Raw genomic sequence first — 17798 nt, 5'->3', positions numbered from 1 at the left:
GGGCGCCCCCCCCCCCTTCTCCGCCGCGGCCACCACGCGCAGCCCGAGCAGGCGCGCGACCTCGGCCTCGGTGGCGAGGGTGGCCATCTTCTGGCGGACGACCGGGTCCGCGCTCAGCGGCTCGTCGTCGACCGTCGCGGTCCTGACGAAGTCGGTGAGCAGGTCGAGCCGCTGCGAGATCGGCGCGAACGAGAACATGGTGAAGCGCTCCAGGTCGAGCGCCTGGGATATGTACTGGAAGCCCTTGTTGACCTCGCCCACCACGTAGTCGTCGTCGACGAAGACGTCGTCGAAGAAGACGTCGTTGGTGCGCTCGTCGCCCATCGTCCAGATGCCGCGCACGGTGATCTGCGGGTGGTCGAGCGGGACGAGGAACAGCGTGATCCCGTGGTGCTTGGGCTCGGCGGTACGCGCGCCCACCCAGTACCACTCCGCGAAGTGCGCGGAGGTGGTCCAGGTCTTCTGCCCGTTGAGGATCCAGCCTCCACGGGAGTCGTCGCGGGTCGCGCGCAGCTTCATGGACGCGGCGTCGGAGCCCGCCTCGGGCTCGCTGTAGCCGACCGCGAACTCGACCTCGTTGCGCAGGATCTTCGGCAGGAACTCGGCCTTCAGCTTCTCGCTGCCCACCGCGAGCAGGGTCTTGCCGATGATGCCGACGCCCTTGCCGATCTGCGGGCCGCCGCGGCCGGCCAGGGCCTCGTTGAGGATGTACTCGTAGATGCCGTCGCCGTCCTGGCCGCCCCACTCCTCGGGCCAGGTGATGCCCAACCAGCCCTGGTCGGCGATCTTGCGCATGAACGCGCGGCGCGCGGGGGTGTCGACGATCTGGGCCATGTTCTCCCGGGTGACGTCGAAGACCTCGGGATCCTCGTTCTCGTTGAGGAAGCGCTCCACCGTTTCGGCGAAAGAGCGCTGGTCGGGGGTCAGTTCAAAGTCCACGGCACCTCCTGGGGGCGCGCGTGCAGAGACCGGCGGGAGGTACAGGACGCCGGTCACCACGGAAACCTGACGGACAGTCAGGTCAACGTAGCACCGGCCCGAGATCAAAAACAGCGCCAACACCGTGATCTTGACGGGAGATCACCTGGTCCCGAGGTGTTGACCTGCGGTGAAACGGTGATCACCCTGGGTGTGGCGGCCTCCGAGCGAGGGGACGACGAGGCGCCCCGGGTGCTCGGAGGATCCGGGGTCTCCTCGACGAAACGAGGCCGCCCGGACGCCGGATGACGGCGTTTCGACCGGGCCGGGCCCGACCGGAGCGCCGCCGTCCGGCGTGCTGCGTACCGCAGGCGGCGAAAGTACCTCGGCGCCGCGCCACCGCCGCGTGGCCGGGCGGTTTGGCGGCCGGGGGCTACTTGACCGCGACCGGGTTCACCGGCGTGCCGACGCCGCCGCGGAACGGCTGCGGGGACGCGTCCAGCAGGAACTCGTACACCCCGTCAGCCGCGCAGTCGGCGGCCAGCTCCTCCAGGAACCAGTTCTGGCCCTGGAGCATGCCCATCTCCACGAGGTGCAGCGCGTGCACCGCCATGAAGCCGTTCTCCAGCTCGGGCGGGAAGATCTCGAAGACCACTGTGTCGTTGGCCACAGCCGCCACGTCGCGCGCGTGGAACCACTCGGGGCAGCGCACGGACAGGCCCGGGCCGTAGAAGTAACCGTCCTTGTCGCCGGCCAGGTACTTGGTGATCTGGCCGGTACGCACCAGCACGACGTCGCCGGCGCGCACCTTGACGTTCCCGAACTCCTCGGCGGCCTCCAGGTCGGCCGGGGTCACCGCGTACTCCGGCTCCAGGAGGTCCACGCCCTTGGCGCCCGCGACGTCGAGGAGGACGCCACGTGTCACCAGCGTCTTGATCTTCTCGATGCCGAGGTTCAGCGCGCCCGCCTCGGCGGTCACCGTCTCCTTGGCGGAGAAGCCGTTGTAGAGGCGGTCCTCGTACGTCGCGTGCGTGAAGCCGTCCCAGTGGGTGCCGGCCTGGATGCCCATGACGACCGAGTCGTCGCTGGTCGCGACGGTGCCCGGGCCGAAGACCTCGTGGTTGACGAGGAAGGTGGTGCGCTTGGGGTTGTCGCGGCCCGGGATCATCCCGTTCTGGATGCCGTCCTCGTGCAGTTCGACGGCGAGCGAGAAGCGCTTGCCGGTCCTGACGCAGGCGGCGGCGGCCTTGACGACGTCCTCGGTGATCAGGTTCATGGTCCCGATCTGGTCGTCCTTGCCCCAGCGCCCCCAGTTGTTGACGCGCTTGGCCAGCTCGTAGAACTCGGCGGGCATGGGCATGGCGGGACCTCCTGGCGTGCCTGGGGTGGACATGGGCGAGTAGACCACTCCACGCTGCCCGAGACCACCCGTCTGTGGGGTGCGGCACTCTACCCGCAGAAACTAACGTACCGTCAGATACTGTCGGGCGAGGCAGTTCTCACATGGCGTCGACAGAGCGTGGCTGGACCGACGGCGACCATGCCAGAGACCAACAGGGCCGTTGGACAGGGCCGACCCGAGGTCCGTTCGCCAGGCCGATCCGAAGGGGCAGAACATGGGTGACTTCCTGACCGGCAAGGTCATCGCGGTGACCGGCGCGGGCCGGGGCATCGGCCGCGCGGTGGCGCTGGCCGCCGCCGCCCACGGCGCGAAGGTCGTCGTGAACGACTACGGCGTCGCGATGGACGGCTCCGAGCCGACCAGCGAGGTTGCCGACGCCGTCGTCAAGGAGATCGAGGCGGCGGGCGGCGAGGCCATCGCGGTCGCCGACTCGGTCGCGACGATGGAGGGCGGCGCGCGCATCGTCAACTCGGGTGTCGAGAAGTGGGGGCGCATCGACGGCGTCGTCACGGTGGCCGGCAACCTGCGCGAGCGCATGCTGTTCAACATGTCCGAGGACGAGTGGGACAGCGTCATCGCCACCCACCTCAAGGGCACCTTCACCGTCGTGCAGGCGGCCTCCAAGGTCATGAAGACGCAGGGCTTCGGCTCGATCGTCGGCTTCACCTCCGGCGTGTACGCGCTCGGCTCGGTCGCCCAGGCCAACTACGCCGCGGCCAAGGGCGGCATCGTCTCGTTCGTCCGCTCCGCCGCGCTGGGCCTCAACAAGTACGGCGTCAACGCCAACTGCGTCGCCCCCGTCGCGCGCACCCGCATGTCGGCCAACGTGCCGATGACGCTCAAGGAGATCGGCGACCCCGAGGACGTCGCGGAGCTGGTCGTCTTCCTGCTCTCCGACCACGCCAAGGAGATCACCGGCCAGGTCTACACCACCGCGGGCCCGAAGATCGCCCTGTGGGACCAGCCGCACGAGATCAAGGCGATGTACAGCGACGAGAAGTGGACCGCCGAGTCCATCGCCGCCACGCTGCCCACCGCGATCGGCCAGGACCCGATGCCGGTCCTCGCGCAGCTCAAGGAGTACGCCGCCGCGGCCGCCGCGAAGAAGGCCGCCGAGGCCGCCGCGCAGGGCTGACCTCCCCGCATACCGCGAAGGCCGCGGGCCGGCGACCCCTCGGGGCGGCCGGCCCGCGGCCCGCGCAACCGCATCCCAGAAGGTGACACCGTGGACTTTCGCTACAGCGACGAGGACGAGGAGTTCCGGGCGGAAGTCCGCGACTGGCTCCGCGAGAACCTGTCGGGCGAGTTCGCCTCCGCCGTAGGCACCGGCGGCCCCGGCAGCGAGCACGAGCACTTCGAGATCCGCCGCGAGTGGGAGCGCCGCCTCGGCGAGGGCGGCTGGATCGGCCTCGACTGGCCCAAGGAGTACGGGGGCCGCGAGGCGACCCTGATGCAGCAGGTGATCTTCGGCGAGGAGTACGCCCGCGCGAAGGCCCCCGGCCGCGTCAACCACATGGGCGAGAACCTGCTCGGCCCGACCGTCCTCGCGTTCGGCACCGACGAGCAGAAGGCCCGCTTCCTGCCGCCCATCGCGCGCGGCGAGGAGCTGTGGTGCCAGGGCTACTCCGAGCCCGGTGCGGGCTCCGACCTCGCGTCGCTGCGCACCTCCGCGACGCAGGACCCGGAGACCGGCGACTGGCTCGTCAGCGGCCAGAAGGTGTGGACCTCGCTGGCCCACGAGGCCGACTGGATCTTCGTGCTGGCCCGCACCGAGGCCGGGTCGACCAAGCACAAGGGCATCTCGTTCTTCCTCGCGCCGATGGACCAGCCGGGCATCGAGGTGCGCCCGATCGTCCAGCTCACCGGCACCAGCGAGTTCAACGAGGTGTTCTTCGACGGCGCCCGCGCGAAGAGCGAGCACGTCGTCGGGCAGCTCGGCCAGGGCTGGGGCGTCGCCATGGGCCTGCTGGCCTTCGAGCGCGGCGTCTCGACGCTCGCCCAGCAGATCGGCTTCGAACTGGAGCTCCAGGCGGTCATCGACACCGCCAAGGACAACGGCGCGATCGACGACCCGCTGCTGCGCGAACGCCTTCTCCAGGCCTGGATCGACCTGAAGGTGCTGCGCTGCAACGCGCTGCGCACCCTGGGCTCGCCGGACCCGGGCGCGCCGTCCGTCGCCAAGCTGGTCTGGGCCACGTGGCACCAGCGCCTCGGCACGCTCGCGATGGACGTCGGCGGTGCCGCGTCCACGCTGGCCGCCGAACTGCCGTACGAACTCACCGAGCAGCAGCGCCTGTTCCTGTTCACCAAGTCCGACACCATCTACGGCGGGTCGAACGAGGTGCAGCGCAACATCATCGCCGAGCGCGTTCTCGGCATGCCCCGCGAACCCCGAGGAGAGGCCAAGTGACCGCTTCCACCGCACCCGAGTACGTGGGCGGACACGGCCTGCTGGCCGGCAAGACCGTGCTGGTCACCGCCGCGGCCGGGACCGGCATCGGCTTCGCCGCCGCCAAGAAGGCCGCCGAAGAGGGCGCCACCATCGCGATCAGCGACAAGCACGAGCGCCGCCTCGGCGAGGCCGCGGACGAGCTCGCCAAGCTCACCGGCGCGCGCCCGCTCGCGGTGCCCTGCGACGTCACCGTCGAGGCCGACGTGCAGAACCTCGTCGACACCGCGGCGGCCGAGCTCGGCGGCATCGACATCCTCATCAACAACGCCGGCCTCGGCGGGCAGGTCGACCTGGTCGACATGACCGACGACCAGTGGAACCTGGTCCTGGACGTCACCCTCAACGGCACCTTCCGCATGACCCGCGCCGCCCTGCGGCACATGCAGCCGCGCGGCAAGGGCGTCATCGTCAACAACGCCTCGGTGCTGGGCTGGCGCGCCCAGAAGGGCCAGGCGCACTATGCGGCGGCCAAGGCCGGCGTGATGGCGCTGACCCGCTGCTCGGCGGTCGAGGCGGCGGAGTTCGGGGTACGCGTCAACGCGGTCGCGCCGAGCATCGCGATGCACGCGTTCCTGGCCAAGGCGTCGTCCGAGGAACTGCTGTCGGCGCTCAGCAGCGCGGAGGCGTTCGGCCGCGCTGCGGAGCCGTGGGAGATCGCCAACGTGATGGTGTTCCTGGCGTCGGACTACTCGTCGTACATGACGGGCGAGGTCGTCTCGGTCAGCAGCCAGCGCGCCTGACCGACATGTGCGCGGCACCCTGATCCCAAGGGTGCCGCGCACGCGTGCGTCCTGCGCCAAGATGTGGCCATGACGGACCCACATGTCGACCCGCTCGTGGCCCTGTGGCAGGGCATATCCCGCGGCGCGCGGACCACCGAGACGACGAGCCAACTGGCCTTCCTGTCCAACGGCATGGGGTGGACCGAGTGGACCACCGCGGCCGGCGGCATCGAGGTCGTCGGCTTCCGCTGGCGCCCGACGGGGCCCTGCGGCATCGAAGTCCTGGACATCTGGTGCGCGTTCGGCCTCACCGCCGAGCGCGACGAGGTCGAGTGGGACGACCTGGAGTGGCGCGACGACCCGCCCTTCACCCTCGACATCGCGGTCAGCCCGCGCTCCCTGGTGCTGTCCGGAAGCCTGGCCGGCGCCACCGAGTTCCGGCTGCTGCGCCGCGAGGTCTCGTACGCCGACTGCCCCGCCCGGGGCAAGGCCCCCGACCTCGGCAGCGGCATCGTGGACGAGGCGAGCCACCTGCCGCCGGAGTCCGACCGCCGCGGTTGAGCGGGGTCTCCGCGGGCCAGGCGCTCATGCCCCGGCCAGCACCGAGTCCGCGTAGCGCAGAGTGTTGTCGACCGCGGCCTTGTACGCCGCGAGTTCCGCCGCGTGCGCGTCGATCTCCCGCTTCTCGTACGCCGATTCGACCGTGAACCAGATGCCGACCACGTTGTTCTCCGTCATGCACGCGGTGTGCGCGACCGCCGTGGCGATCTCCTCGGGGGAGGCGGCGGGCGCCTGGGACCACCGGGGGTCGCCGGAGGCGTCCATGGGCGTCGCGTAGGCGTGGCCTTTGGCCTTCATACAGGCGGACCACGCGGCGAAGGCGGCCTTCATGCGCTCGTCCTGCATCGAGCGCGCCATGTTGTCGACGTTGATGCCCACGACGAGTTCGCTGTCCTGGACGACCATGCCCCGGGCGGCCAGGTCGGCGTCGACGTCGGCGAAGCACCCGCCCCTGCCGTCCTTGCCGAACAGCGCCTTCTCGGTGCGCTCCGGCATCGCGGGCGGCGGCGACGGCTGCACCTGCCCGTCGGGGTTGTGGTAGCCGAACTTCGCGGCGACGTCGGGCGGCGTGACGTACCGCATCTCGGACTGCGTCCTGCCGGAGTCGGCCGACGCGGGACCGGTCGGGGCCGGGAAGGCGAAGTCGATGCCCTGGGCCTTCAGGCAGCGCACCACCAATGCCTTCCGGACCGCCTGGATCTTGGCCGACTGGCCCGGCTGCAACAGGAACTCCTCGACGGGCAGCCGCTGTCCGCTCATGTCGGCCAGTCGCGGCGCGGTCCCGACCGGCGGGGGAGGTCCCTGCACCAGCGGCGGGTCGCTCGGCTTCACCGAATGGTCCTGCGGTGCCGCGGCGTCCTTGTCGGACGAGCCGCAGGCGGAGAGCGCGAGGACCGCGCAGCACGCCGCGAGTGCGGCGCGCCACGCGGGAGAGGCGGCGAGCGCGGGCCTGCCTGTGCGCATGGGCGACTGTTCCCTGTCCCGATCCCTGGTCCCGATCCTGACCCGCTCCTGCCCCGATCCCCGGTCTCGAACGGGTGGTCAGTCCGAACGCAGCCAGTGCTGCGCCGCGTTGTTGTTCTTGAGGGTGCTGTTGAGGTTGGTGGAACGGTGGGGGGTGATCTTCTGGCAGGCGTAGGCGCACCTGTTCGACGAGTTGTAGTCGATGACCAGGAAGTGGTCGAAGCTGAAGTTGATCACCGAGGCGGCGTTGTTCTTCACCGGGACGCCGTTGCCGTTGCCGCCGCCTCCGAAGCGCATCGTGGAGGTGTAGGCGGTGGTCTTGTTGGTGCCGTAATAGGCGCCGCCCTGGCCGGAGTTGTAGAAGAGGCAGGCTTCTCCGCGGTCCGGGTTGCACTTGCCGGCACCCTCGGCGTGCGCCGGAGGAACGGTCACGACCACGGATGCGAGTGCGGCGGCCGAAGCGGCCGCGGCGAGTGAGCGTTTGATCATGCGTACAGGCCCTCCCCGGGGGCTGGTCCGATCCCGCCGATCATCGATTCGGCGGCTCAGGGGGTCAACAAACCAGCCGTATTGCGCCGCTCCGGCCGCGTTTTCCCGGGGTGCGACAGCCTGCCGAGGGGTGCCGGGGGACGTACGGGCGGTTTGCCGGGAACGCGTCGGGAACCTGCCGGGAACGCGTCGGGTGTGTGCAGGGTTGGTGCCGGGGGACGTGCGGGCGGCCGGGTCGCGGATCAACACCATGAGCACTGTCACAACAGGCTGACTCATCGTCAGATGACCGCTAGGTTTGGGATCGACACTCGCCGGACCGCCGTCGAAACCGGTCCGCACGACGGTGATCAGCCACCCACGGAGGAGAAGCCTGTGAAAGGCGTTCTGTTCGACGGCAAAGAGGCCCTGGTGGTCGACGACCTGGAGGTCCGGGACCCGGGTCCGAACGAGGTCCTGGTGAAGATCGGCGCGGCCGGTCTGTGCCACAGCGACATCAGTGTCATCAACGGCACCATCCCCTTCCCGCCGCCGGTCGTGCTGGGCCACGAGGGCGCCGGCATCGTCGAGGCGGTCGGCGAGCTCGTCACGCACGTCGAGCCCGGCGACCACGTCGCGCTGTCGACGCTGGCCGCGTGCGGCACCTGCCGCGAGTGCGACCGGGGCCGCCCGACGATGTGCGCCAAGAGCTTCGGGCAGCTCAACCAGCCCTTCACGCGCGGCGGCAAGCCGGTCTTCAACTTCGCGGGGCTGTCGGTCTTCGCCGAGAAGATCGTCGTCAAGGGCGTGCAGGCGGTGAAGATCCCCACCTCGATCCCGCTGGCCTCGGCCGCGCTCATCGGCTGCGGCGTGCTGACCGGCGTCGGCGCCGTGCTCAACCGCGCCAAGGTGCAGCCGGGTGACACCGTCGCGGTCATCGGCACCGGCGGCATCGGCCTCAACGTGATCCAGGCCGCCAAGCTGGCCGGGGCGATCCGGATCGTCGCGGTGGACGCCAACCCGGCCAAGGAGGCCGTCGCCCGCGAGTTCGGCGCGACCGACTTCGTGGACGCCAAGGCGGTCGAGAACTCCGTCGAGGCGGTCAAGGAGCTCGTGCCGGGCGGCGTCGACCACGCGTTCGAGTGTGTCGGCCACGTCGCGGTGATCCGCAACGCCATCGACATGCTGGGCCGCGCGGGTCAGGCGGTCATCCTGGGCGTCGCGCCGTCCGACGCGGAGGCGTCGTTCCACGTGTCGTCGATGTTCCTGGACAAGTCGATCATGGGCTGCCGGTACGGCTCGTCCCGCCCGCAGTACGACATCGCCCGCTACGCGGACCTGTACGGCACCGGCGCGCTCAAGCTCGACGAGCTGGTGACCCAGACGTACGCGCTGGACGACTTCCACCACGCGGTCGAGGACGCCGAGGCCGGAAAGGTCGCCCGCGGGGTCTTCGTCTTCTGACGCCCGCCCGGCGCCGCCTGGACGCCGCCTGACGCCCCGTCAGAGGCGCTGGGGAGGCGGTGTGGGGGTCTTGGAGTCGGGAACACGCGCAGAGGCCGGTACGAACCCCTCAGGGGCCGTACCGGCCTTCGGCATGTCCGCAGGCGAATTCCGAGCGGGCAACGCGCACAGGCCGGAACACGAACGCGCCCGAAGCGCCCGAGCCCCAATGCGCACCCACTCCGCATGCATCCCAGCGCGCATGCGCACAGTGCCCGCATGCGCACTGATCCGCGTGCGCACTGATCCGCGTGCGCACGGTGCCGGCATGCGCACGGTGCCGGCATGCGCTCCGACCCCGCATGCGAGCAGGCCGCCAACGCGTGCAGGCCTCGAATGCGCGCGAATGCCGAATGCGCACACGCGCAAATACGCATAGGCCCCGGAGCGTCGTGCGCGTCCGGGGCCTACGGGATTTCGGGAGGGCCTGTCGGCCTCTCGTCAGGCGTTCTGGGCGGGGTGCCCGAACTTGCCGCGGTAGAACAGCAGTGGACCGGCGTCCTCGCGCGCCACGTCCAGCGCCCGCACGCGGCCGATCACGATCTCGTGGTCGCCGCCGTCCACGACCTGCTCCAGCGTGCAGTCGATGTACGCCAGCGTGCCCTCCAGCAGCGGCGACCCGGTCGCCGGGGCCGGCTTGTGGTCTACACCGGCGAACTTGTCGGCCCCGCTGACCGCGAAGCCGCGGCACAACTGCTCCTGGTCGTCCGCAAGCACATTGACGCAGAACTTCGCGCCCGGCTGGATGCGCGGCCAGGTGGTCGACGTCTTCGCCACGAAGAAGGTCACCAGCGGCGGTTCCAGCGACAGGGACGCGAACGACTGGCACGCGAACCCGACCGGCGTCTCGCCGTCCAGCGCGGTGATGATGGTGACGCCGCTGCAAAAGTGGCCGAGCACGTGCCGGAATGCGGCGGGGTCGACGGCGGGAGCGTCGAGCTGGCCCATTTGGTCCTCGCAGAAGTCGTCGGGTGCGGCAGAAGCCGACGGGGGTTTGTCTGGCGGCGCCTGCGACGCTATGGCAGCGAAAAACCTTGCGTCAATCAAAAGCAGACAGGGCGTGCGTCACATCTGACGCAGAGTCAGTTGGCTTGGGGGACAAGGGATTCCCGGATCGGACAAGGCGATCCCGAGACACCTCGTCCGCCGGTGCGCCGGGTTCCGCGGAACAGCCCGCGAACTGCTGCCGCGGGGCGTTCCGCGGAACCCGCCACCGCTGTCGGCGGCGTACCGCCCGCGCGCTACCAGCCGTAGTACTCCGGCTTGCGGCGCTCCATCAGGCTCGCCACACCCTCGTTGGCGTCCCGCGTGGTCATGTTGAGCTCGACCGAGTCGGCCTCCTCGCCGAACGACGTCGCCCGGTCGCTGTCCAGCGAGCGGTTGACCAGGCGCTTGGTGATCGCGTACGCCCGGGTCGGGCCGGTGGCGAGCCGCTCGGCCCACTCCCGGACGGTGGCCTCCAGCTCGTCGGCCGCCACGACCTTGTTGACGACGCCGATGCGCAGCGCCTCGGCGGCCGGCAGGTCGTCCCCGAAGAACATCAGCTCCTTGGCCTTCTGCGGGCCGACCAGGCGCGGCAGCAGGTACGCGCTGCCGCCGTCCGGGATCAGCCCGCGGCGCGTGAAGATCTGGATGAACCGCGAGGTGTCCGCCGCGATCACCAGGTCGCACGCGAGCGCGAGGCTCATGCCGTAGCCGGCGGTGGTGCCGTTGATCGCCGCGATCACCGGCTTCTCGCACTCCAGGACGGCCGTGGTCAGCCGCAGGACTCCGGTCTTCATCATGCGCGACGCGTACCCGGTCGGACGGGCGGGCGGCTGCGGCGTGCCGTCCTCCGCCGGGGCCGCGTCGGCGAGCAGCGACTTGGTCCCCGGCGAGCTGCGCAGGTCCATGCCGGTGCAGAAGTGCTTCTCGCCCGCCGCGCCGAGCACGACCGCGCGCACCGCCTCGTTCGCCGACGCCTCGCCCAGCAGCGTGATGATCGTCTCGCGCTGGTCCCAGGTGATGGCGTTGCTCGCCTTGGGGCGGTTGAGCGTGATCCACAGGACGCCGTTCTCGACGCGGTGGAGCAGCTCGGGCTCGGTCTCAGGAGTGGTGCTCATGCCTGGCGGGGTTCCTCTCGGGTCCTTCGGCGGTCGCTGTCCGGCGGGCCGGATCAGCGCGGTCGGTGATCATCGCGGGATGTCATCGGGGGATGGCGAGGGCGTCCAGTGCCACGGTGCCGCCGCCCCGCGGCATCACCATCAGCGGGTTGATGTCGAGTTCGGACAGGTCGTCGCCCAGTTCCAGGGCCATGCGCTGGACCCGCATGACCACGTCGACCAGGGCGTCCAGGTCGGCCGGCGGCTGGCCGCGCATGCCCTGGAGGCATTTGAGGCCGCGCAGCTCGCCGAGCATGCGGCGTACCTCGACCGGGCCGAACGGCGGCACGCCGATGGCGATGTCGTCGAACACCTCCACGAAGATGCCGCCGAGCCCGACCGTGACGGTCGGGCCGAACAGCTCGTCGTGCGAGATGCCCACGACCATCTCGACACCCTTGTCGACCTGCTGGCACACCAGCACGCCTTCGAGCCGTCCGGCGCCGTTGTCACGTGCCGCGTCCACGATCTCGCGGTACGCGTCGCGCACCTGGCTCGCCGACCGCAGGCCCAGCTTGACCAGCCCGAGGTCGCTCTTGTGCGGCAGCTGCGGTGCGCACGCCTTCATCACCACGGGGTAGCCGATGAGCCCGGCCGCCCGTACCGCCGCCGCGGCGGAGGTGACGAGCTGCTCGCGCGGCACGCGGATCCCGTACGTGCGCAGGAGCTGCTTCGCGGAGTGCTCGGACAGCGGCTTCCCCGCGGTCAGCAGGCGCCGCGCCTTCCCGGCCGCCGGGGAGGCGGTCCGCGCGACGTCGTCGAACGGCGAGTCGTAGTTGTCGCGGAACCGGTGATAGTCGAAGTACGCCCGCAGCGCGGTCACGCAGTTGCCGAACGTGCGGAACACCACGATCCGGTTGGACTTGAGCAGGATGTCGCGGTACGCCGACTCGTCGCCCACCGGCGAGCCCCACACCACGCACACGACCTTGTCCGTCGCCTCCGCCGCGTCGACCAGGTCCTGCGCGAGCTTGTCGCTCATGGGCGGGAACGCACCGGTGATCGGACAGACGAGCACGCCGACGTTGGGGTCGGCCAGGATCGCGTCGATGATCTTCCGGCCGCGTTCGTCGCCCGCGGGGTGGCCGCCGTTGTCGACCGGGTTGGAGATGGTCAGGTAACCGGGGATCCACTCGCGCAGCGTCTCCTGCGTCCCGGTGGTGAGCTGCGGCAGGTTCAGGCCCTCCGCGGACGCCAGGTCGGCCATGTGCGCGCCGGTGCCGCCGGAGATGGAGTAGACGCAGATGCCGTCCGCTCTGGGCCGTTCCGTCCGCGCGAACATCTGGGACGTGTCGATGAGTTCGTCGAGCCCGTCGACCCGCGTCACGCCGAACTGCCGGAAGACCGCCGACGCGACGCGGTCCTGGCCGGTGAGCTTGCCGGTGTGCGAGGCGGCCATCTTGGCGCCCGCCTCGGAGCGTCCGACCTTGACCATCACTATCGGCTTGCGCTTCTGCGCCGCGTAGTCGGCGGCCAGCGCGAAGGTGCGCCCGTCCTTGAAGCCCTCGATGTAGGCGGCGATCACGCCGACCTCGGGCTGGTCCGCGAAGTAGCGGATGAAGTCGGCGGTCTCCAGGTCGGCCTCGTTGCCCACCGGCGCCCAGTGCGAGACCCGGATGCCGATGTCCTGCGCGGCGAAGACCGGGCGGCCCTGGTGCCCGCTCTGCGTGATGAGGGCGATCGACTGGCCTTCCAGGTCCTCGCGGAACTCCTCGAAGGCGTTGAGGTTGGTGTTCGGTCCCAGGAGGCGCAGCGGCCCCCCGTCGGTGAGTTCGGCGAGCCGACGCTGCGCCTCGGCACCCGCCTCGCCCTGCTCGGCGAACCCGGCCGCGAAGACGACCGCGAAGGAGACCCCGGCCGCGGCGAGGTCGGCCAGCACCTCCTGCGGGTCGCCCACCAGGATCACCGCGAGGTCGACGACCTCGGGCACCGACGCGATGTCGGGGTGGCACACCTGTCCGCCGATCTCGGCGTGCTTGGGGTTGACCGGGAACATCCGCGCACCCACGCGGTCGGCCCACGCCCGCAGTTGCGCGGTGATGCGGGCGCCGGGCCGTCCCTCGGTGTCCGAGGCGCCGATGACGGCGACGGTGCGCGGCCGGAAGAACCGGTCGAGTTCTGCGGGCCGCAGTTGCAGCGGCCTGCCGGTGACGTCGACCGGGAGGGGCTGGTCGACTGGGCTGGAGCTCACGGAACCGGTACGGGCGTGTCCCGGAGCGTGCTGTTCCCTGCTGTCACGAAGCATCTGGCCCGTCCCTCGTCTTTCGATCCATCAGTGAATCACTTGACCTGACGGTCAGTCAGTTAGCTTGCTGATGGGACGTCAGGACTGTCTACCGTCTCATCACCCCGTGGTCGCGCATATCTGTCCGATCATGGGGATTTCTGGTGACTTGGTCAATATTTTTCGATGAAGCCGCCGGTCAATGGGGGTCTCCCCGGAGTAGCGGTTGTTTCGTCGAGCGGTCACGCAGTGTGTTCGGCCGTCCCCACGGCCCCTGACGCGGGGTCAGGTACGCGGTGCGGACGACCCCCCGGCGCCCTCCGACCGCTCCCGGTCGGCGAGTGCCTTGCGGTCGACCTTGTCCATCCCGGTGAGCGGCAGCTCGTCCACGATCCGCAGCGCCTCGGGGAGCTTGTACGCCGCCAGTCTCGGCGCCGCGAAAGCGCGGAGCTCCTCAAGGGTCGGGGTCGGGGCGTCCGCCCTCGGCACCACCACCGCCACCCCGATCTCGCCCATCACGTCGCTCGGCCGCGGGGTCACCGCGACGGACGCGACGCCGGGGTGGGCGAGCAGGACGGACTCGACCTCCAGGGGGAACACGTTGTAGCCGCCCCGGATGTACATGTCGGAGATGCGGCCGGTGATCCGCAGGCACCCCTGGGCGTCGATCAGGCCCAGGTCGCCGGTGCGCAGCCAGCCCTGGGCGTCCAGTGCCCGCGCGGTGTCCTCGGGGTTCCGCCAGTACCGGGCCATCACGGACGGGGCCCGCAGGCAGATCTGCCCGGCCTCGCCCTGCGCCAGCACCGTCCCGGTCTCCGGATCGCGGATTTCGAGCTCGGTGCCGGGCCGCGGCCTCCCGACGGTGTGCAGGGCCTCCTCGTCCGGTGCGTCGAACGAGGTCAGCGTGCCCAGACCGCCCGACTCGGTCATCGAGTACCGGATCGAGTAGCCCGCCCCGAAGCGCTCGCGCGCCTCGCGCACGACGGGTGCCGGGGACGGCCCCGCCCCGACGATCAGGCCCTTGACGCACGAGAAGTCGTACGAATCGAACTCCGGGCGGCGCAGCAGCAGCGACACCTGCGCCGCGACGCCGCCGATGTAGGGGATCCGCTCCCGCGCGACGATGCGCAGCGCGTCCTCGGCCCGCCAGCGGCCGAGCACGTGCATGGTCGCGCCGAGCTTGAGGTATCCGGCGAGTTTCGCCATGAACCCGACGTGCGGCAGACCGGTCGCGACGAGCTGCGGACCGCCCTCGCCCCACCGGCCGCCGGTGTCCATCTCGGTGATCGCGGCGATCTGCCGCGACGTGAACAGCGCGCCCTTCGGCGTGCCGGTGGTGCCCGACGTGAAGACGACCGTCTCGGGCAGGTCGGGGTCGTCGGTGCCGGTCACGCGCGGCACCGGCGGGATCGCGTCGACGCGCAGATCGGAGAGCACGTCGTACGCCCGCCCGGGGGCGGCCGGGGTGCAGCGCAGCAGCTCCGGCCCGGACGGCACGCCCTCGGCCAGCTCCTCGGTGGCGATGACCAGTTCCGGCCTCGCCTGGGCGAGCACGCGGGCCCGTTCGTCGGCGGTGTACCGGGGGCCGACCCCGGTCGTCACCGCGCCGAGGCGCGCCAAGGCGAGGTACGCCACCACGTACTCCGGCCCCGACGGCAGCACCAGCGCGGCCAGGTCCCCCGCCCGGACGCCGCGCTTGGCGAGCCCCGCGGCGACCTGGTCGGTCAGCGCGTCCAGGCCCGCGTAGGTGAAGGCGATATCGCCCTGGACCAGGGCCCTGCGCTCGGGAAAGCGTCGGGCGGCGTCCCGCAGCACTGCGGCGACAACGGTCATCAGGACTCCTCCTGCCAGGCTTCCCCTTCGAGGACAGCACGGAAACGGGTCGGCACACCACGGGTCAGAGGTGTGATGAAGGCGATGTTCGCATGATATGACGGTGTGTCAGATACTGGAGGGCGGGCCGCAGCATCGGCAATGGGGCCGGTCGCATCACGTAGTCCGGAATCGTCAGGGAGCAGGGCAATGGACGTCGAGTTCAGCGAGGAGCAGCAGGAGATCCGCAGGGCTCTCCGGGACGCACTCGACAAGCAGAGCGACTCCCCGGCGGTCCGCGCCGCGATGGCGACCGAGCACGGCTTCGACCCCAAGGTGTGGCGCCGCCTGTGCGAGCAGACCGGCCTGGCCGGCCTCGGCATCCCCGAGGAGTACGGCGGCGTCGGGCTGACCTTCGCCGAGGTCGTCATCGCCCTGGAGGAGATGGGCCGGACCCTCTACCCGTCGCCGTTCCTGGCGTCCGGCGTCATGGCCGCGTCGGCGGTGCTGCACGCGGCCGACGAGGCCGCGCGCGCCGAGATCCTGCCGGGTATCGCCGAGGGCACCACCCTCGCCACACTCGCGCTCGCCGAGCCGGGCAGCCGCGACGTCACCGAGGTCTCCCTCACCGCGACCGCGACCCCGTCCGGCGAACACCGCCTCGACGGCGTCAAGACCCACGTCCTCGACGGCGCGGCGGCCGACCTGATCCTGGTCGCGGCCCGACTCGACGGCCAGGTCGCGCTGTTCGCCGTGCCGGGGGACGCGTCGGGGCTGACCCGCACGCAGCTCCCGGTCCTGGACCAGACCCGGCACCAGGCCCGCCTGGACTTCGACAACACCCCGGCGCGGCTCCTCGGCACCCCGGGTGTGGACACTGCGGCGGTGCTCGAACGCGTCCGCCAGCTCACCGAGATCGCGGTCGCGGCGGAGGCGGTCGGTGGTGCGGGCCGGTGCCTCGACATGACCGTCGAGTACTCGAAGATCCGCGTGCAGTTCGGCCGCGCGATCGGTTCGTTCCAGGCCCTCAAGCACCGCTGCGCCGACATGTACGTGCAGCTGGAGACCTCGCGCTCCGCCCTCTACTACGCCGCCTGGGCCGCCACCGAGGCCGAGGCCGCGGGCCTGGACGTCGACCCCGCGGCCCCCGGCGCGGGCGAACTCCCGGTGATGGCGCCCCTGGCGATGACCACCGCCACCGCCGCGTACCGCCAGATCGCCGAGGAGACCATCCAACTCCACGGCGGCGTCGGCTTCACCTGGGAGCACGACGCCCACCTCTACCTCAAGCGAGCCACCACCTCGGCCCTCCTCTTCGGCGACCGGACCCACCAACGCGACCGCATCGCCGCCCTGGCCGGAATCTGATCAGCGTCACCGCAAGAAGATCGAGGTGTCCAACACCGCGTCAAACGGCTCGGGAAACGGCAGGTTGTCGCCATAAGGCACCTTGAGCTGCCTGCGGTACCTGCCGTTCTCCGGCTCGGAGAACAACGTGACTTCGCTCTGCAACGGATCGATCAGCAGGTACAGCGGAATCGGTCCGGAGGCATAGCCCCGCGGCTTCACGGTCCGGTCGTCCCGCTGGCTGTCCCGACCCGCTGACACGACTTCGACGACCAAATGGACGGCGTCCGGGAGGACCTTCCAGTTGTCGAAGTCCTCGGAGAGCTTCGCGTCGAAGACGCTGAGGTCGGGGACGTAGTTGTCGCCTCTTGGGCTGTCGGGCAGGTAGATCGTCACCGGCGAAAACGACACGTCGGTGCCCTCAGGCTTGTGCTCGCGCAGAAACTGCTCATACAGCTTCATGAGCAAACCGCTGTGCCCGGGGACGGGTGTGGGTGACACGACGATCCTCCCGTCGATCAGCTCTACCCGAACCCCCTCCGGCGGGTCGTAGCTGTCGAAAACCGCCTGCATGTCGTTGGTGCGTGCGTCCGCGTTGGCCACGGCCGCCTCCTCCGAGATCAGGGTCATGTCACTCCTCTCAGAGTAGCCGGGATGCCTTCCGCGCTTGAGAATGCCGGGCCCGCGCGTGGGGGGCGGGACGCCAGGGGTTCACCCGAATGGCCTAGTCCCGCGCCTCGCGCCCCACCACCCCCGCGCCCCGCGGGTCGGCGTCTCGTGCCCGATCGCTCCCGTCACCCGCGTGCCCCACCGCCCCCGCGGGGTGGTGGGCTGGGGGACAGCTCTGAGAGTGGCGGGGGAGGTTCCTGTTATCCGGGTGGCTTGAATCTGTCTCCTGATTGTCGGCCCCGCTGCGGGGTGTACGGATCGGGAGAGGGCTGCGCGTGGGCAACAGGTCTGGGGCTGGGGGTTCTTCGCGTGGGGGGCGGCACAAGGCCGCGGGGTCGCGGGGGCGGCGGCGGGCCGGAGGCCACCGGCGGAAGGCTCGTCGGCGCGGACCTTTTGTTCTGGTGGCCGCAGTTGTCGTCGCCGTGGCGGTGGCCGTCGGGCTGATGAACGGGTTCGGCGGCAGGGGAGACGGGCGGGAGACCGCCGGGGATACCCCGGAAACACCCCGAATATCCGCCACAGATGCTTCCGGGGACCCGGCCGCCGATCCCGGCAGGTTCGCCGCCGGTGAGGACGGCGCGCGCCCGGTTCCCGGTCCCGGGGGGGGGGGGGGGGG

Annotated in this window: 15 protein-coding genes; 6 read left to right on the top strand and 9 right to left on the bottom strand. The window is 70.7% G+C overall.

The window, feature by feature from the left end; translation table 11 throughout:
- Both ACRX5S_RS18715 and ACRX5S_RS18710 read right to left on the bottom strand, forming a co-directional pair.
- Positions 1 to 939 (bottom strand): acyl-CoA dehydrogenase family protein (locus tag ACRX5S_RS18715; RefSeq protein ID WP_436774117.1); only part of this gene is annotated, 939 nt, incomplete at its 3' end.
- 412 nt (positions 940 to 1351) lie between these two features.
- A complete protein-coding gene (locus ACRX5S_RS18710) occupies positions 1352 to 2278 on the bottom strand; it encodes a cyclase family protein (RefSeq protein WP_436774116.1) in 927 nt (308 codons plus the stop codon).
- A gap of 256 nt (positions 2279 to 2534) precedes the next feature.
- Here ACRX5S_RS18710 and ACRX5S_RS18705 point away from each other — a divergent pair, with 256 nt between their 5' ends.
- From ACRX5S_RS18705 to ACRX5S_RS18690, 4 genes are all read left to right on the top strand, one after another.
- Entirely contained in the window at positions 2535 to 3455 is a 921-nt protein-coding gene (locus tag ACRX5S_RS18705; protein WP_436774115.1) for an SDR family oxidoreductase, read from the top strand.
- Between the two features lie 90 nt (positions 3456 to 3545).
- A complete protein-coding gene (locus tag ACRX5S_RS18700) occupies positions 3546 to 4730 on the top strand; it encodes an acyl-CoA dehydrogenase family protein (protein ID WP_436774114.1) in 1185 nt (394 codons plus the stop codon).
- On the top strand, positions 4727 to 5512 hold the full coding sequence (locus tag ACRX5S_RS18695) for an SDR family oxidoreductase (RefSeq protein WP_436774113.1): 786 nt from the start codon (positions 4727 to 4729) through the stop codon (positions 5510 to 5512). The genes ACRX5S_RS18700 and ACRX5S_RS18695 overlap by 4 nt, the downstream gene beginning before the upstream one ends.
- 69 nt (positions 5513 to 5581) lie before the next feature.
- Entirely contained in the window at positions 5582 to 6055 is a 474-nt protein-coding gene (locus ACRX5S_RS18690; RefSeq protein ID WP_436774112.1) for a hypothetical protein, read from the top strand.
- A gap of 24 nt (positions 6056 to 6079) precedes the next feature.
- On the opposite strand, the gene ACRX5S_RS18685 is transcribed toward ACRX5S_RS18690, so the two are convergent.
- Entirely contained in the window at positions 6080 to 7018 is a 939-nt protein-coding gene (locus ACRX5S_RS18685; RefSeq protein ID WP_436774111.1) for a hypothetical protein, read from the bottom strand.
- Positions 7019 to 7096: 78 nt separating this feature from the next.
- Positions 7097 to 7507 (bottom strand): hypothetical protein, encoded by a 411-nt coding sequence (locus ACRX5S_RS18680; RefSeq protein WP_436774110.1) that lies wholly within the window; start codon positions 7505 to 7507, stop codon positions 7097 to 7099.
- A gap of 375 nt (positions 7508 to 7882) precedes the next feature.
- Between ACRX5S_RS18680 and ACRX5S_RS18675 the strand changes: the two genes are divergently transcribed.
- Positions 7883 to 8950 carry a Zn-dependent alcohol dehydrogenase gene (locus tag ACRX5S_RS18675; RefSeq protein ID WP_436774109.1) on the top strand — a complete coding sequence of 356 codons (1068 nt, stop codon included), beginning with the start codon at positions 7883 to 7885 and terminating at the stop codon, positions 8948 to 8950.
- 480 nt (positions 8951 to 9430) lie between these two features.
- Here ACRX5S_RS18675 and ACRX5S_RS18670 read toward each other — a convergent pair whose 3' ends face one another.
- The 4 genes from ACRX5S_RS18670 to ACRX5S_RS18655 all read right to left on the bottom strand — a co-directional run bounded on the left by ACRX5S_RS18670 (position 9431) and on the right by ACRX5S_RS18655 (position 15187).
- Complete coding sequence (locus ACRX5S_RS18670; RefSeq protein ID WP_436774108.1) at positions 9431 to 9937, bottom strand: flavin reductase family protein; 507 nt, start codon at positions 9935 to 9937, stop codon at positions 9431 to 9433.
- A gap of 293 nt (positions 9938 to 10230) precedes the next feature.
- Positions 10231 to 11091 carry an enoyl-CoA hydratase/isomerase family protein gene (locus ACRX5S_RS18665; RefSeq protein ID WP_436774107.1) on the bottom strand — a complete coding sequence of 287 codons (861 nt, stop codon included), beginning with the start codon at positions 11089 to 11091 and terminating at the stop codon, positions 10231 to 10233.
- A gap of 82 nt (positions 11092 to 11173) precedes the next feature.
- Positions 11174 to 13375 (bottom strand): acetate--CoA ligase family protein, encoded by a 2202-nt coding sequence (locus tag ACRX5S_RS18660; RefSeq protein WP_436774106.1) that lies wholly within the window; start codon positions 13373 to 13375, stop codon positions 11174 to 11176.
- 264 nt (positions 13376 to 13639) lie between these two features.
- A complete protein-coding gene (locus tag ACRX5S_RS18655; RefSeq protein ID WP_436774105.1) occupies positions 13640 to 15187 on the bottom strand; it encodes a class I adenylate-forming enzyme family protein in 1548 nt (515 codons plus the stop codon).
- Between the two features lie 189 nt (positions 15188 to 15376).
- On the opposite strand from ACRX5S_RS18655, the gene ACRX5S_RS18650 reads away from it, so the two are divergent.
- Positions 15377 to 16534 carry an acyl-CoA dehydrogenase family protein gene (locus tag ACRX5S_RS18650; protein WP_436774104.1) on the top strand — a complete coding sequence of 386 codons (1158 nt, stop codon included), beginning with the start codon at positions 15377 to 15379 and terminating at the stop codon, positions 16532 to 16534.
- 6 nt (positions 16535 to 16540) lie between these two features.
- On the opposite strand, the gene ACRX5S_RS18645 is transcribed toward ACRX5S_RS18650, so the two are convergent.
- The gene (locus ACRX5S_RS18645) at positions 16541 to 17143 is read right to left on the bottom strand and encodes a Uma2 family endonuclease (protein WP_436774103.1); all 603 of its coding nucleotides are present in this window, start codon (positions 17141 to 17143) and stop codon (positions 16541 to 16543) included.
- Between the last annotated feature and the right edge of the window lie 655 nt (positions 17144 to 17798).

This window comes from Yinghuangia sp. YIM S09857 (genome assembly GCF_051388915.1).
Taxonomy (GTDB): domain Bacteria; phylum Actinomycetota; class Actinomycetes; order Streptomycetales; family Streptomycetaceae; genus Yinghuangia.
The sequence above is the reverse complement of the archived record's forward strand: the minus strand, read 5'-3'. Positions and strand labels throughout refer to the sequence as shown.